We start from the raw sequence: 13,038 nt of genomic DNA, 5'->3' as shown, positions 1-13,038 counted from the left end.
CGTCGCGACGAACCACAGCCGTCGCATCGAGCGGGTTGCCCGGGCCGCCATCTGCCGTTCACCAGCGCGCCACTGGCCCGTTCAGGTGGTCGCTGGTAGGATTGTTGCGGCTGCAGGGCGTCCGACAGGATGCGTCGTGGCCGAAGCACAAACGGAGCAGGCTGGCACGATGCTGGTCACCGGTGGTGAGTTCCCGTCCAGTACGGTGATTTTCTACTGTTGGCCAGAGCACGGCGCCCGCGCAGATCGCGCGCGCCCCTGACTGCCCGCTCCTGCTCCGATGTATGCAGTCGCGCCCACACGGGGGCGACGTAAAACAAAGGAGATACCCTTAATGGAGGGTCCAGAAATCAAGTTCGCCGAAGCCGTTCTCGACAACGGCAAGTTCGGCAAGCGCACGGTCCGTTTCGAGACGGGCCGCCTCGCGCAGCAGTCGCAGGGTGCGGTCGCCGCATACCTCGACGAGGAGACCATGCTTCTGAGCGCGACCAGCGCCGGCAAGCACCCGCGTGAAGGATTCGACTTCTTCCCGCTCACCGTCGACGTCGAAGAGCGTTCGTACGCCGCGGGCAAGATCCCCGGCTCGTTCTTCCGCCGTGAGGGCCGCCCCTCGACCGAGGCGATCCTCGTCTGCCGCCTCATCGACCGGCCGCTGCGTCCGTCGTTCGTCGACGGCCTCCGCAACGAGGTCCAGATCGTCATCACCGTGCTGAGCATCGCCCCCGGCGAGTTCTACGACGCTCTCGCCATCAACGCGGCATCCGCGTCGACGCAGATCTCGGGTCTTCCGTTCAGCGGCCCGATCGGTGGCATCCGCCTCGCCCTGATCGGCGACCAGTGGGTTGCGTTCCCGAACGTCGAGCAGCTTGCCGATGCAGTGTTCGACCTGACCGTCGCAGGCCGCCTCGTCACCGACAAGGACGGCAACGAGGACATCGCCATCATGATGGTCGAGGCCGAGGCCACCGAGGGTTCCTGGGAGCTGATCAAGGCCGGCGGCACCAAGCCCGACGAGGCCGTTGTCGCTCAGGGTCTCGAGGCGGCGAAGCCGTTCCTCAAGCAGCTCGTGAAGGCGCAGGCGGAGCTTGCCGCGCAGGCGCCCAAGGCTCCGATCGTGTTCCCCGTCTTCGCGGCATACTCCGACGAGACGTTCGCCGCGGTCAAGGAGCTCGCCTCCTCCGAGCTCGCCTCGATCTACCAGATCGCCGCCAAGACGGAGCGCCAGGACGCGGATGACGCGCTCAAGGCCCGTGTCAAGGAAGCGATCGCCGCGAAGGTCGAGGCCGGCGAACTGCCCGACTCCGCCAACGGCGAGGTCTCGGGTGCCTACAAGTCGGTGACCAAGAAGATCGTCCGCGATCGCATCCTCACCGAGGGCGTCCGCATGGACGGCCGTGGGCTGGCGGACATCCGCCCGCTCGACGCCGAGGTTCAGGTCATCCCGCGCGTTCACGGTTCCGCCATCTTCCAGCGCGGCGAGACCCAGATCATGGGCATCACCACGCTGAACATGCTCAAGATGGAGCAGCAGATCGACTCGCTGAGCCCGGTCACCAAGAAGCGCTACCTGCACCACTACAACTTCCCGCCCTACTCGACCGGTGAGACCGGTCGTGTCGGTTCGCCGAAGCGTCGCGAGATCGGGCACGGCTTCCTCGCCGAGCGCGCCCTCGTGCCGGTGCTGCCGAGCCGCGAGGAGTTCCCCTACGCGATCCGCCAGGTGTCCGAGGCTCTCGGCTCCAACGGTTCGACGTCGATGGGTTCTGTCTGCGCCTCGACCCTGTCGCTGCTGAACGCCGGTGTGCCGCTGCGCGCGCCGGTCGCGGGCATCGCGATGGGCCTCGTCTCGGATGAGATCGATGGGGAGACGCGCTACGCGGCCCTCACCGACATCCTGGGTGCTGAGGATGCTCTCGGTGACATGGACTTCAAGGTTGCGGGAACGAGCGATTTCATCACCGCGATCCAGCTCGACACGAAGCTCGACGGCATCCCGTCGTCGGTTCTCGATGGCGCGCTCAAGCAGGCGAAGGAGGCCCGCACGGCCATCCTCGCCGTCCTGAACTCGGCGATCGACGCGCCCGATGAGATGGCTCCGACCGCGCCCCGCGTGATCTCGGTCCAGATCCCGGTCGACAAGATCGGTGAGCTGATCGGCCCGAAGGGCAAGACGATCAACCAGATCCAGGACGACACGGGCGCCGACATCTCCATCGAGGACGACGGCACCGTGTACATCGGCGCGGTCGACGGACCGTCGGCTGAGGCTGCCCGCATGGCGGTCAACGCCATCGCGAACCCCCTCAACCCTGAGGTCGGCGAGCGCTTCCTGGGCACCGTCGTGAAGATCGCCACCTTCGGCGCCTTCGTGTCGCTCATGCCCGGCCGTGACGGCCTGCTGCACATCTCCGAGGTGCGCAAGCTCGCCGGCGGCCAGCGGGTCGAGAACGTCGAGGATGTGCTCTCCATCGGTCAGAAGATCCAGGTGCAGATCACCAAGATCGACGACCGTGGCAAGCTCTCGCTCGAGCCCGTCCAGGACGAGGCTGAGGCTGCCGACACCGATGGTTCCGGCGCGACCGCCACCTCGGCGGAGGCTCCGGCAGAAGGCTAGGCTCCACGCATCACCACGATCGGCTCCGTCCCTGCAAGGGGGCGGGGCCGATCATCGTTTCGGGGTGCTTCAGCTCTCGTAGCCGAGGATGATGATCGAGGCGACGGTGATGAAGGTTCCCGCGATCGCGATCGCCAGCACGGCCAGCATCCAGAGCCTCACCCGGGTGTTGGCGATGCCGTAGCGCACCGCGATCATCGCCAGATACAGCACGATTATCGTCACGAAGCCGGTCGTGGCCGCGCCGATGGGTTCGAGTTCGCGCATGAACCAGAGCATCACCAGACAGATGAGGGCGGTCACGCCTGAGGTGAGCAGCCAGGTGGCCCCGGATGCGGTGGTGAGGTTGCGCTGCTGGGTGACCTTCTGTGGGTCTGACATTGTCATCACTTCCTGCTCTCCACGCTGCCACGTTGCGCACCGAAACGCCACCGTCGGAATCGCATGCCTCGGATGACGGGCGGATGCGCATCCGCCCGTATGCTTTCTGCATGCGGCAGGTGGGCGATACCGGGGTCATGGTGGCTCCCGTCGGTATCGACGGGGGAGTGTTCGGCTGGACGTCGGGCGCGAGCGCGACGAGCCGTGCGCTCGACAGCTTCGCCGATGCGGGGGGCAACCTCGTCTGCACGGCCGATCACTATGCGGGCGGCCGCAGCGAGGTGATGATCGGCTCTTGGCTGGCCACGCTGGCCGACCGTTCGAAGGCTGTCGTCTCGACGACGATCGGCAGGCATCCGGATGCTTTGGGGCTCGGTTCGCGTGAGGTGGTTCGCGCGGCGGAGGGCTCGCTGCGCAGACTCGGAACCGACTACATCGACTTCCTCACTCTTGACGGCGGCGGCGATGCCCCGGATGTTCCCATCGATGACACGCTCGAGGCGCTCGACATGCTGCGCCGTTCGGGAAAGGTCAGGCATGTGGCGGTCACGGGGCACAGCGTCGCCCGCATCCGGGCGATCGACGCCCGCGCGGAGGAGGCGGTGTATCCGAGTGTGAGTGCCATCGTGCAGCAGTACTCGCTGATGCAGCGCAGCGTCTTCGAGCGTGATCTGGCCCCCTTGGCTGCTGAGTTGGGGGCGGGCGTGTTCGCGCAGTTCCCGTTGGCGCACGGTTTTCTGACGGGCGACTTTCGCGACAGGAGCGCGTCGGTGGATGCCCCGGGTGCGGAGGAGGCGGTCGCCCACGTCGGGCGCAGGGGCTCTCGCGTGCTCGCTGCGATGGAGGGTGTCGCCGCGGAGCACGGCACGAGTCTGGCCTGCGTCGCCGTCGCCTGGACGATCTCGAGGCCGGGCGTCACGGCCGCTGTCGTGGTTCCGCGGAGCGTCGACGAGCTGCTCGGGGCGTTCGATGCGCGGGGTCTCTCCCTGACCCGGCAGCAGGTCGCGATGCTCGACAAGGCATCCGAGTAGCTGTTCGGCTGCTCGGCGCTGATGCGCCACTTGGTAACAATCGTGCCCAAATGTCGTCGTAAGGGGCGGTCGTGACGTATCCTCGGGGCAGGCGTGATGGCACCCGAAGCCGACCGACTCATACGCAGCATCGTTACCCCGAAGCTGCCAGAGAGGTAAGGCAGGGTGCTCGTGGTCGATACGAAGTCATATGCAGGGTCCGCGCCGACGGAGGCCACAGTACTGCCGGGCGTGGTGGCCGAGGTTGCAGAGCCCGAGGTCGCAGAGTTCGTGGAGAAGATCGAGCCCGTCGGCACCGCACCGGTCACGCTCTCTGAGCGCCCGGCTGAGCCTGCGGCGACCGTGCCGTTCCCTGTCATCCCGCGCACCGCACTTCTGCTGTCGCATGCGCCCAAGACCCTTGAGTTCTGGGGCAGGCGCTTGGGGGCATCCGATCTCACCGTGTTCCCACTCGCGATCGGCGGCAATGTGTTCGGTCTGTCGGCCGATGCTGCGGCCTCCCGCGAGGTGCTCGATGTCTTCGCCGATCACGGCGGCAACCTCATCGACACGGCCGACAGCTATTCCGACGGTCGGAGCGAGGAGATCATCGGCGAGTGGATGCGCGACAGGGGCGCGCGGTCACGCATGGTCATAGGCACGAAGGTCGGCAAGGGCGCCGAGTTTCCGGGGGTGACGGGCCCTGCCGTGACCTCGGCGGTGGAGGCGTCATTGCGGCGGTTGGGCACCGAGTACATCGACCTGCTCTCGCTCCACATCGATGATGAGGCCGTGCCGTTCGACGAGACGCTGCTGGCGGTCGATGAACTCATCCGGGCGGGCAAGGTGCGCTATTTCGGCGTCTCCGATCATTCGGCTAACCGGCTCGTCGAGGCGAGGGTCATTGCGGCGCAGCTCGGCGTCGCCCCGCTGATCGCGGTGCAGAGCCGGTACAACCTGATCGAGCGAACGGGCTATGAGCCGGATCTGGCTCGTGTGGTGGCGCAGCAGGGGCTCGGCTTTCTTCCGCGCTTCGGTCTTGCCGGCGGATTCCTGGCCGGTAAGTACCGCACGCGCGCAGACCTGGGCGGCCGGGCGCGGCGCAAGGAGACGGCGGGTCATCTGACGAAGCGGAATCTGCGCGTCCTGTCGGCGCTTGATCGGGTGGCGGAGGAGCAGGGTGCCAGTGTCGCGACGATCGCGATCGCCTGGCTGCTCACTCGCCCCGGCGTGGTCGCCCCTGTCGTGAGCGCGAACTCGGCTGAGCAGGTCTATGAGTTGGTGGCGGCCGCGAGGGTGCAGTTGAGTCGCCATCAGGCGCTCGACTTGGAGCGCGCTTCTGATCTGTAGCCGGGGCGTCAGCGGTCGCCGAGAATCCGATCCGCGAAGCGGCTGAGGGCTGAGCCTGCGGCGATGCTGTCGCCCACGTAGGCGCCGGTCATGGCGCCGTCGCGCAGGAGCATGAACTCGTCGGCTGCGTCGCCGGGCATCGGATGCTCTGCGGCACGGAACAGGGAGGCGAGCAGCTCGCTGAACCAGTCGCGGTGATCGCGCACGACCTCGCGCACCGGATGCCTGCTGTCGGCGAATTCGACGGCGGCGTTGTTGAAGGCGCAGCCTCTGAAGTCGGGTGCCTGGGTCTCGTGTTGGATGCGGGCGATGAGGCGCCGGAGGGCGTCGGAGGCGCTCGTGGAGTCGTTGACCAGCTCTTCGAGGATCGCCTGGGTCTCGTCGTGCACGTGCGCGACGTACGCGAGGATCAGCGTGTCCTTCGAGCCGTAGTGCTTGTAGAAGGTGGCCTTGGTGACGCTGGCCTCGCTGATCAGCCGGTCGATGCCGACGGCGCGGATGCCCTCGTAGTAGAACAGGCGCGTCGCGGTGCTGAGGATGCGCGCCTTGGCGCCGGGGCCGGATGCGAGTTTTGGCCGTTCGGGGGAGGCGGGAATGGCGGGAGCACGCTGCGCAGTGGTACCGAGTACTTCTTCCGACACAGCGTGACTCCCTCAGACGTGGCGACCGGGACGCGGGGGTTCCCAGGGCGCTGCGTTGTCTTCATTCCTGATTGTGGATCTTAGTGCTGCGGATTCGGGTCTCCGCCGACCAGGGCCGCGATTCGGGTTCGCGTCGATGGCCTTCTGTGCGCCGACCTTGCGGGCCGGCCCATCTTCGGGCGATGGTGACGCCGGAGGTTCGGGCTCCCCGGCGATGGTTTCCACACTATCAATCAAATCAAGTACAGACAGCTCTGTTTGTCCGCATGTCGGGGTACATTTCGACAATTCAGGGGTACGTTTCAATTTGTCGTGAGCGGGCGTCGATGGTGGCGGTGTCGAGGCTCGGCGCCGCACGTCAGTGGGGTGGCCTAGGCTCGTGACGATGAATGGCGCAGTAGATCTTCCCCTTGACGCAGGCGAACAGCGATTCGAGGCATCCGGGGAGTCCCTGGTTCGACGCAGTGTGCTTCCCAGCGGCGTCCGGATCCTCAGTGAGCGGGTTCCCGGCGCACGCAGCGCCACGATCGGCTTCTGGGTCGCGGTCGGTTCCCGCGATGAGCAGCCCGTCACCTACGGGTCGACGCATTTCCTCGAGCACCTCCTCTTCAAGGGCACCGCGAGCCGCAGCGCCCTCGACATCGCCGTGAGCTTCGACGCCGTCGGCGGCGAGCACAACGCAGCGACGGCCAAGGAGTACACCTGCTATTACGCCAAGGTGCAGGATCGCGACCTGCCCATGGCTGTCGAGGTGCTCGCCGACATGTTCACGTCCTCCCTTCTCGACACTGATGAGTTCGAGACTGAGCGCGGCGTCATCCTCGAGGAGCTGGCGATGGCGGATGATGACCCCGCCGATGTTGCCAGCGAGCGATTCTTCGAGGCCGTCATGGGGGAGCACCCGCTCGGTCGCCCCATCGGTGGCACGGTCGAATCCATCTCGGCCGTCTCGCGTGAGGCCGTCTGGGAGCACTATCGTGCCAACTACAGGGCCAATGATCTCGTCGTGACGGCGGCCGGTGCCGTCGACCACGATGAGCTGCTCGCGGTCGTCGAGGGCAGCCTGCGTGGCGCTGGCTGGGATCTCGGCGTCGAGGCTGCCCCTGTTCCCCGTCGCACGCCCTCGCTCGTCGCGCCCTCGCAGGGTTCTCCGCTTGTGCTGGTGCAGCGTCCGATCGAGCAGGCCAACATCCTGATCGGCGTGCCCGGTATCGCCTCGCGTGATCCCCGCAGGGCGACGCTCTCGGTGCTGAACTCTGTTCTCGGCGGTGGCATGTCGTCGCGCCTGTTCCAGGAGGTGCGCGAGAAGCGCGGGCTCGCCTACTCCGTCTACTCGTTCACTCCGAGTTTCTCCGATTCGGGGGTCGTCGGGCTGTATGCCGGATGCTCGCCCGCGAAGGCCGGTCAGGTGGCCGAGCTGATGCTGGGCGAGTTCCGCAGGCTTGCCGCCGATGGAATCAGCGAGACCGAGCTGGCGCGGGCTGTCGGGCAGCTGGGCGGAGCATCCGCTCTCGCTCTCGAAGATTCCGACACCCGCATGTCGCGGCTCGGCCGGTCGGAGATCACGCTCGGCGAGTTCGTCGATCTCGACGAGGCGCTGCGCAGGATCTCTGCGGTCACGCTCGATCAGGTCGCCGAGTTGGCGGCCGAGCTGGTCACGCGCCCGCTCTCGATCGCTGCTGTGGGTACTGTGGAGGAAGAGACTTTCGCCCCGCTGCTCTCCAGCTAGAGCGGCGCATGGCCGACGCACCATCACCACCCGAGGGGAAATAGGACGACGATGTCCCACTTCATCTACCTTGTTCGCCACGGCGAGCAGCAGAACGCAGAGCACGGTCTGCCCGACGGGCCGCTCTCGGCCAGGGGTAAGCGCCAGGCCCACGCCATCGCCGACCGGCTGAGCGGTGTGCCGTTCACGGGTGCCTGGCATTCGCCGCTGCAGCGTGCGGCCGACACGGCGACGACGATCACGGAGCGCATGACGGGCGTCGTGTCGGAGCCATCCGCGCTTCTCTTCGACTGTGTCCCCTCCGGCCCGGGCTCCGATATGCCGCACGCGTTCGAGCCGTTCTTCGGTTCGGTGACGGAGGCACAGATCGAGGCGGGCCAGGCGCAGATGACGGATGCGGTGGCCGAGTGGATGACCCCGTCGCGCGAAGATCGGCACAGCCTGCTGATCACGCACAACTTCGTCATCGGCTGGTTCGTGCGTGAGGTCTTCGGCGCCCCGTCGTGGCGGTGGGTGGGCATCAACCAGGCGAACTGCGGCCTGACGATCATCCGGGTGCGCTCGGTGAAGTCGCCCGAACTGGTCGCCCACAACGATCTCGGGCATCTGCCGCCCGAGCTGCGCACCGGCATGCCGGTGGACCAGCCCTACTGATGGCGAACCGCCGGCACGTTGCTAGATTTGCTCTATGACTACGAAGGTCGCCCTCGTCGGCGCGAGCGGTTCGATGGGCCGCCTGATCTCCCAGCTGATCGAATCTGAGCCCGGGTTCGAGGTGGTCGCCCGCTTGGGTTCGGCGTCGCCGCTGAGCGACATGCTGGGGGCGGATGTCGCGGTCGATGTGACGAGGCCGGGCGTGAGCCAGTCGGTTGTCGATTTCGCTCTCGACAACGGCTTGAGCGTGCTCGTGGGCACTTCGGGCTGGTCGGCGGATCGGATCACCGCGCTCGAGCACCGTCTGGCGACTCTGCCGGAGCTTGGCGTGATCATCGTCCCGAACTTCTCGCTCGGCTCTGTGCTTGCCACGCGTTTCGCGACGATGGCCGCCCGTTTCTTCGATTCGATCGAGATCGTTGAGGCGCATCATGCCGCGAAGATCGATTCGCCGTCGGGCACGGCGGTGCGCACGGCCGAGTTGATGGCTGCGGCGCGCGCGGAGCTCGGGCCGGTTGCGGCGCCGCACGCCGATCAGAGGGCCCGCGGGCAGCAGGTCGGGAGTATTCCTGTGCACAGCATCCGTCTGCAGGGGATCGTGGCCCGGCAGGAGGTCATCATGGGGGGCGATGGCGAGGTTCTCAGCTTCACGCATGACACGCTCTCGAACACCGCCTATGAGAAGGGCATCCGCATCGCCCTGCGTGCTGTTGTTGACGCCCGCGGGGTGACGGTCGGGCTCGACAGTCTCCTCGATCTCGAGTCGGGTTCTGGGGCTGGCGCGTGACCAAGAAGCTGGGCGTCGCCGTGATGGCGGTGCTTCTGCTGCTCTATATCTTTGCGGTTGCACAGCTCGCGGTCGGCTTGCTGCTCAGTGGCGATGCCGTCGCGGTGACGATGGGGGTCGCGCTCGCGGTTCTTCCTGTGGTGGGCGTGTGGGGCCTTGTCGTCGAGATCATGTTCGGGATGCGCAGCGAGCGACTGCTTGGTCGTCTCGAGGGGGAGGGCGCCCTGCCGTCTGAGCCTGTTCCACTGCTCACGAGCGGCCGCCCCGAACGTGATGCTGCGGAGGCTGAGTTCCCCAGATACCGTGCCGAGGTGGAGGCGTCGCCTGAGAGCTGGCAGGCCTGGCTGAGACTGGGTCTGGCCTATGACGCGAGCGGCGACCGTCGCAGGGCCAGGCAGTCGGTGCGTCGGGCGATCGCGTTGGAGCGTGCCGCGCGCTGAGCTGCGGCCGCGTCTCCCTCTGGGGCCTTGCCGAACAGGTAGCATCTGATGGATGGCTGCGACGATTTCTACCCCTTACGAAGACCTCCTGCGTGATGTCCTGCAGAACGGTGTACAGAAGACCGACCGTACGGGCACGGGCACGCGTAGCGTGTTCGGCCGGCAGATCCGTTTCGATCTGGCGGAGGGTTTTCCGCTGGTCACGACGAAGCGCGTGCATTTCAAGTCGATCGCCTATGAGCTGCTGTGGTTCCTGCGCGGCGAGAGCAACGTCTCCTGGCTGCGCGACAACGGGGTCACCATCTGGGACGAGTGGGCTGATGCTGAGGGCGAGCTCGGCCCGGTGTATGGCGTGCAGTGGCGCTCCTGGCCGACTCCGAGCGGCGAGCAGATCGATCAGATCTCGGATGTCATCGAGCAGATCCGCACGAATCCCGATTCCCGCAGACTGATCGTCTCGGCCTGGAATCCGGCCGACATCCCGAACATGGCGCTGGCGCCGTGCCATGCGCTGTTCCAGTTCTATGTGGCCGACGGCAGGCTGTCGTGCCAGCTCTACCAGCGCAGCGCCGACATGTTCCTCGGCGTGCCGTTCAACATCGCCAGCTACGCGCTGCTCACGCATATGGTCGCGGCCCAGGCCGGGCTCGAGGTGGGCGAGTTCGTCTGGACGGGCGGTGACTGCCACATCTACGACAACCATGTTGCGCAGGTCACCGAGCAGCTCAGCCGTGAGCCGTTCGCGCCGCCCCGCCTGAACGTGACGGCGCAGCGCGACAGCATCTTCGACTACGAGTACGACGATTTCGAGGTCGTCGGTTACGAGCACCACCCGGCGATCCGTGGGGCCGTCGCGGTATGAGCGCACCGCGCACAGCCCCGGCCGTGCGTATCGGGCTGATCTGGGCTGAGGCCGAGGGCGGCGTGATCGGCAGGGATGGCGCCATGCCGTGGCACATCCCCGAAGATCTGGCCCATTTCAAGCGGGTGACCTTGGGCAGCCCTGTGGTGATGGGGCGCAAGACGTGGGATTCTCTCCCGCCGCGCTTCCGGCCTCTGGAGGGCCGCCGCAACATCGTCGTCACCCGTGATGAGGGCTGGCAGGCGGAGGGTGCGGATGTCGTGCATTCGATTCCGGATGCTCTGGGCTTGGCGGCGTCCGAGGCATCCGGTTCTGGGTCTGCTTCCGGCGGTCTCGTGTGGGTCATCGGCGGCGGCGAGATATTTGCGGCCGTCATGGCGGATGCCGAGCGCCTCGAGGTGACGGAGATCCGTGCACGGTTCGAGGGCGATGCGATGGCGCCGGCAATCGGCGAGGGGTGGCGCGCGGTGTCCCGCGACCCTGAGGGGGGCTGGCTCAGCTCCCGCACGGGCCTCGACTATCGCTTCGTGTCGTATGAGCGCGCCCGGCTCTAGCCTGCCGCGCGGTTCTGCGATGTGATGCTGCGAGCTGCGGCGATGGCATCCGGAGTCGTGTCGAACACGCGGCCGAGTTCGCGCAGGTGCGGTGCGACGCCGAGCGCCCGCAGTGTCTTGCCGTGCGCGGGGTCCACTCCGGAGACGAGCACGGCGATGCCTTTGGCCTCGAGGCGTCGGATGGCGTCGTCGAGGATGCCCGCGCCTGTCGCGTCGAGGGTTGTCACGCGGGACATCCGCAGGATGACGACCTCGACATCCGTGACGTCGGTGAGTTCCAGGAGGAATCGGTGGGCTGCGCCGAAGAACAGCGGCCCGTCGAATCGGAAGGCTGCGATGCGATCGGAGAGCAGGGCGAGTTCTTCTGCGCTGTGGTCACCCCTGTCGTCCTCCAGCGGCACCCGGTCGAGCCGGGCGCTCCTGGAGACGTTGCGGAGGGCGAGGAAGGAGGCGATGACGAGACCGACGACGACGGCGGTGACGAGGTCGACGGCGACGGTCACGGCGAAGGTGAGCACCAGCACGACAGCGTCCTCCCGTGTGGATCGCAGCAGCGCCCGGATGGATCCGACTCCCACCATCTGCACGCAGGTGGCGATGAGCACCCCGGCGAGGGCCGCGAGGGGGATCGTCGAGACGAGTCCGGATGCGGAGAGCACCACCACCGCGAGCACGAGCGAGTGGGTGATGGATGCGACGCGCGAGTGCGCCCCCGCCCGCACGTTGACGGCGGTGCGGGCGATCGCTGCCGTCGCGGGCACCCCTCCGAGGAACGGTACGGCGATGTTGGCGATGCCCTGGCCGAACAGTTCCCGGTCGGGGTTGTGTCGTTCGCCGACGCTCATGGAGTCGGCGACGGTCGCGCACAGGAGGCTTTCGAGCGCGGCCAGTGCGGCGACGGCGAGCGCGGAGGGGATCAGCGCGGTGATCCGGCTGAGGTCGATGAAGTCGGTGGAGTATGAGCCGATGGTGCTGGGGATGGAGCCGATGCGGGTGAGGTCGAGGCTGGCCAGATCGGCGATGAGGGTGGCGACCACGATGGCCAGGATGGAGATGGGCAGCGATGGTTTGAGCCTCGCTCCGATGAGGATGACGGCGGCGACGCCCAGGGCCATGGCGATGGGCGCAAGCTGCGGGGCTGCCAGGTACTGCGTGATGGCGTCGCCCGCGATGGCCCACACCTGGGACTGTTCGCCGGCCTCCACGCCGAGCATGTTGGGCACCTGCTGCAGCACGATGATGACGGCGATGCCCGCGGTGAAGCCTTCGATGAGGGAGGTGGGCAGCAGGCGCACGTACCGGCCGATGCCGGAGACGCCGAGGGCGATGAGGATGACCCCTGCCATGAGTCCGACGAGGAGCACTCCGCTTGCCCCGAAGGAGTGCACGACGGGCAGCAGTACGACGGTCATGGCTCCGGTCGGCCCGGAGACCTGCAGGTTGCTGCCGCCGAAGACGGCCGCGAGGATTCCGGCGACGATCGCGGTGGTCAGGCCTGCCTGCGCCCCGAGCCCGGATGCGACTCCGAAGGCGAGCGCGAGAGGCAGGGCGACGATGGCGACGGTGAGCCCGGCGACGAGGTCGCGCAGGGGAGAGCGGCGGGCGGCGAGCAGGTCGGCTCTGCCGGGCAGCAGTTCGCGCAGTCGGGGCAGTCGCTGCGGCGTTCCGGTGCTCATCGCCGGCCGTCCAGCTGGTGCAGCATGTCCTGTGATTCGCGCAGCCCGGCGATGATCATCTCGCGGGCGAGTTGGATGATCTGCGACATCCGTTCGTCCCGCAGCGAGTAGTGGATGCTGTTGCCGTCTCTGCGGGTGACGACGACTCCGGCTCGCCGCAGCACGCCCAGCTGCTGGGAGAGGTGCGCCATCTCGAGGTCGACGAGGCCGGCGATCTCGCTGACGGTGTGCTCGCCTCCGCTGAGCACCTCGAGCACCCGGATGCGGGCGGGGTGGGCGAGGGCTTTGAAGAGTTCTGCCTTGACCTGGGCGACGGGGAGTTCGGATGCCATAAATCAAC

General features: G+C 67.2%; 13 protein-coding genes. 9 read left to right on the top strand and 4 right to left on the bottom strand.

Annotation, left to right across the window (positions count from 1 at the left end; genetic code table 11):
• The first annotated feature begins 334 nt into the window (after positions 1 to 334).
• Positions 335 to 2,614, top strand: a complete 2,280-nt coding sequence (locus FB562_RS07320) for a polyribonucleotide nucleotidyltransferase (protein ID WP_141880503.1) — start codon at positions 335 to 337, stop codon at positions 2,612 to 2,614.
• A 69-nt stretch (positions 2,615 to 2,683) separates the two neighbouring features.
• Here the strand turns inward: FB562_RS07320 and FB562_RS07315 are convergent, their stop codons facing one another.
• Complete coding sequence (locus tag FB562_RS07315) at positions 2,684 to 3,001, bottom strand: hypothetical protein (RefSeq protein WP_141880502.1); 318 nt, start codon at positions 2,999 to 3,001, stop codon at positions 2,684 to 2,686.
• A 104-nt stretch (positions 3,002 to 3,105) separates the two neighbouring features.
• On the opposite strand from FB562_RS07315, the gene FB562_RS07310 reads away from it, so the two are divergent.
• Entirely contained in the window at positions 3,106 to 4,026 is a 921-nt protein-coding gene (locus FB562_RS07310) for an aldo/keto reductase (RefSeq protein WP_185740472.1), read from the top strand.
• A 171-nt stretch (positions 4,027 to 4,197) separates the two neighbouring features.
• Entirely contained in the window at positions 4,198 to 5,355 is a 1,158-nt protein-coding gene (locus FB562_RS07305; protein WP_246081379.1) for an aldo/keto reductase, read from the top strand.
• 8 nt (positions 5,356 to 5,363) lie between these two features.
• Here FB562_RS07305 and FB562_RS07300 read toward each other — a convergent pair whose 3' ends face one another.
• Entirely contained in the window at positions 5,364 to 5,996 is a 633-nt protein-coding gene (locus FB562_RS07300; protein WP_221625366.1) for a TetR/AcrR family transcriptional regulator, read from the bottom strand.
• A gap of 385 nt (positions 5,997 to 6,381) precedes the next feature.
• Here FB562_RS07300 and FB562_RS07295 point away from each other — a divergent pair, with 385 nt between their 5' ends.
• Genes FB562_RS07295 through FB562_RS07270 form a run of 6 tightly spaced genes read left to right on the top strand, consistent with a single transcriptional unit; the run spans position 6,382 to position 11,022 of the window.
• Complete coding sequence (locus FB562_RS07295; RefSeq protein ID WP_141880500.1) at positions 6,382 to 7,725, top strand: M16 family metallopeptidase; 1,344 nt, start codon at positions 6,382 to 6,384, stop codon at positions 7,723 to 7,725.
• Between the two features lie 51 nt (positions 7,726 to 7,776).
• A complete protein-coding gene (locus tag FB562_RS07290; protein ID WP_141880499.1) occupies positions 7,777 to 8,379 on the top strand; it encodes a histidine phosphatase family protein in 603 nt (200 codons plus the stop codon).
• 34 nt (positions 8,380 to 8,413) lie between these two features.
• Positions 8,414 to 9,166 carry a 4-hydroxy-tetrahydrodipicolinate reductase gene (gene dapB / locus FB562_RS07285; RefSeq protein ID WP_141880498.1) on the top strand — a complete coding sequence of 251 codons (753 nt, stop codon included), beginning with the start codon at positions 8,414 to 8,416 and terminating at the stop codon, positions 9,164 to 9,166.
• Positions 9,163 to 9,606, top strand: a complete 444-nt coding sequence (locus tag FB562_RS07280; protein ID WP_185740471.1) for a hypothetical protein — start codon at positions 9,163 to 9,165, stop codon at positions 9,604 to 9,606. Before dapB ends, FB562_RS07280 begins: the two co-directional genes overlap by 4 nt.
• 52 nt (positions 9,607 to 9,658) lie before the next feature.
• Entirely contained in the window at positions 9,659 to 10,468 is an 810-nt protein-coding gene (locus FB562_RS07275) for a thymidylate synthase (protein WP_141880497.1), read from the top strand.
• On the top strand, positions 10,465 to 11,022 hold the full coding sequence (locus FB562_RS07270) for a dihydrofolate reductase (RefSeq protein WP_141880496.1): 558 nt from the start codon (positions 10,465 to 10,467) through the stop codon (positions 11,020 to 11,022). The genes FB562_RS07275 and FB562_RS07270 overlap by 4 nt, the downstream gene beginning before the upstream one ends.
• Here FB562_RS07270 and FB562_RS07265 read toward each other — a convergent pair.
• Positions 11,019 to 12,698 carry a SulP family inorganic anion transporter gene (locus FB562_RS07265; RefSeq protein ID WP_141880495.1) on the bottom strand — a complete coding sequence of 560 codons (1,680 nt, stop codon included), beginning with the start codon at positions 12,696 to 12,698 and terminating at the stop codon, positions 11,019 to 11,021. The two genes, FB562_RS07270 and FB562_RS07265, sit on opposite strands and share 4 nt — an antisense overlap.
• A complete protein-coding gene (locus FB562_RS07260) occupies positions 12,695 to 13,030 on the bottom strand; it encodes an ArsR/SmtB family transcription factor (RefSeq protein ID WP_141880494.1) in 336 nt (111 codons plus the stop codon). Before FB562_RS07260 ends, FB562_RS07265 begins: the two co-directional genes overlap by 4 nt.
• Positions 13,031 to 13,038: the final 8 nt, after the last annotated feature.

Source organism: Homoserinimonas aerilata, from assembly GCF_006716125.1.
In the GTDB taxonomy this organism is placed as follows: Bacteria; Actinomycetota; Actinomycetes; order Actinomycetales; family Microbacteriaceae; genus Homoserinimonas; species Homoserinimonas aerilata.
The sequence above is the reverse complement of the archived record's forward strand: the minus strand, read 5'-3'. Positions and strand labels throughout refer to the sequence as shown.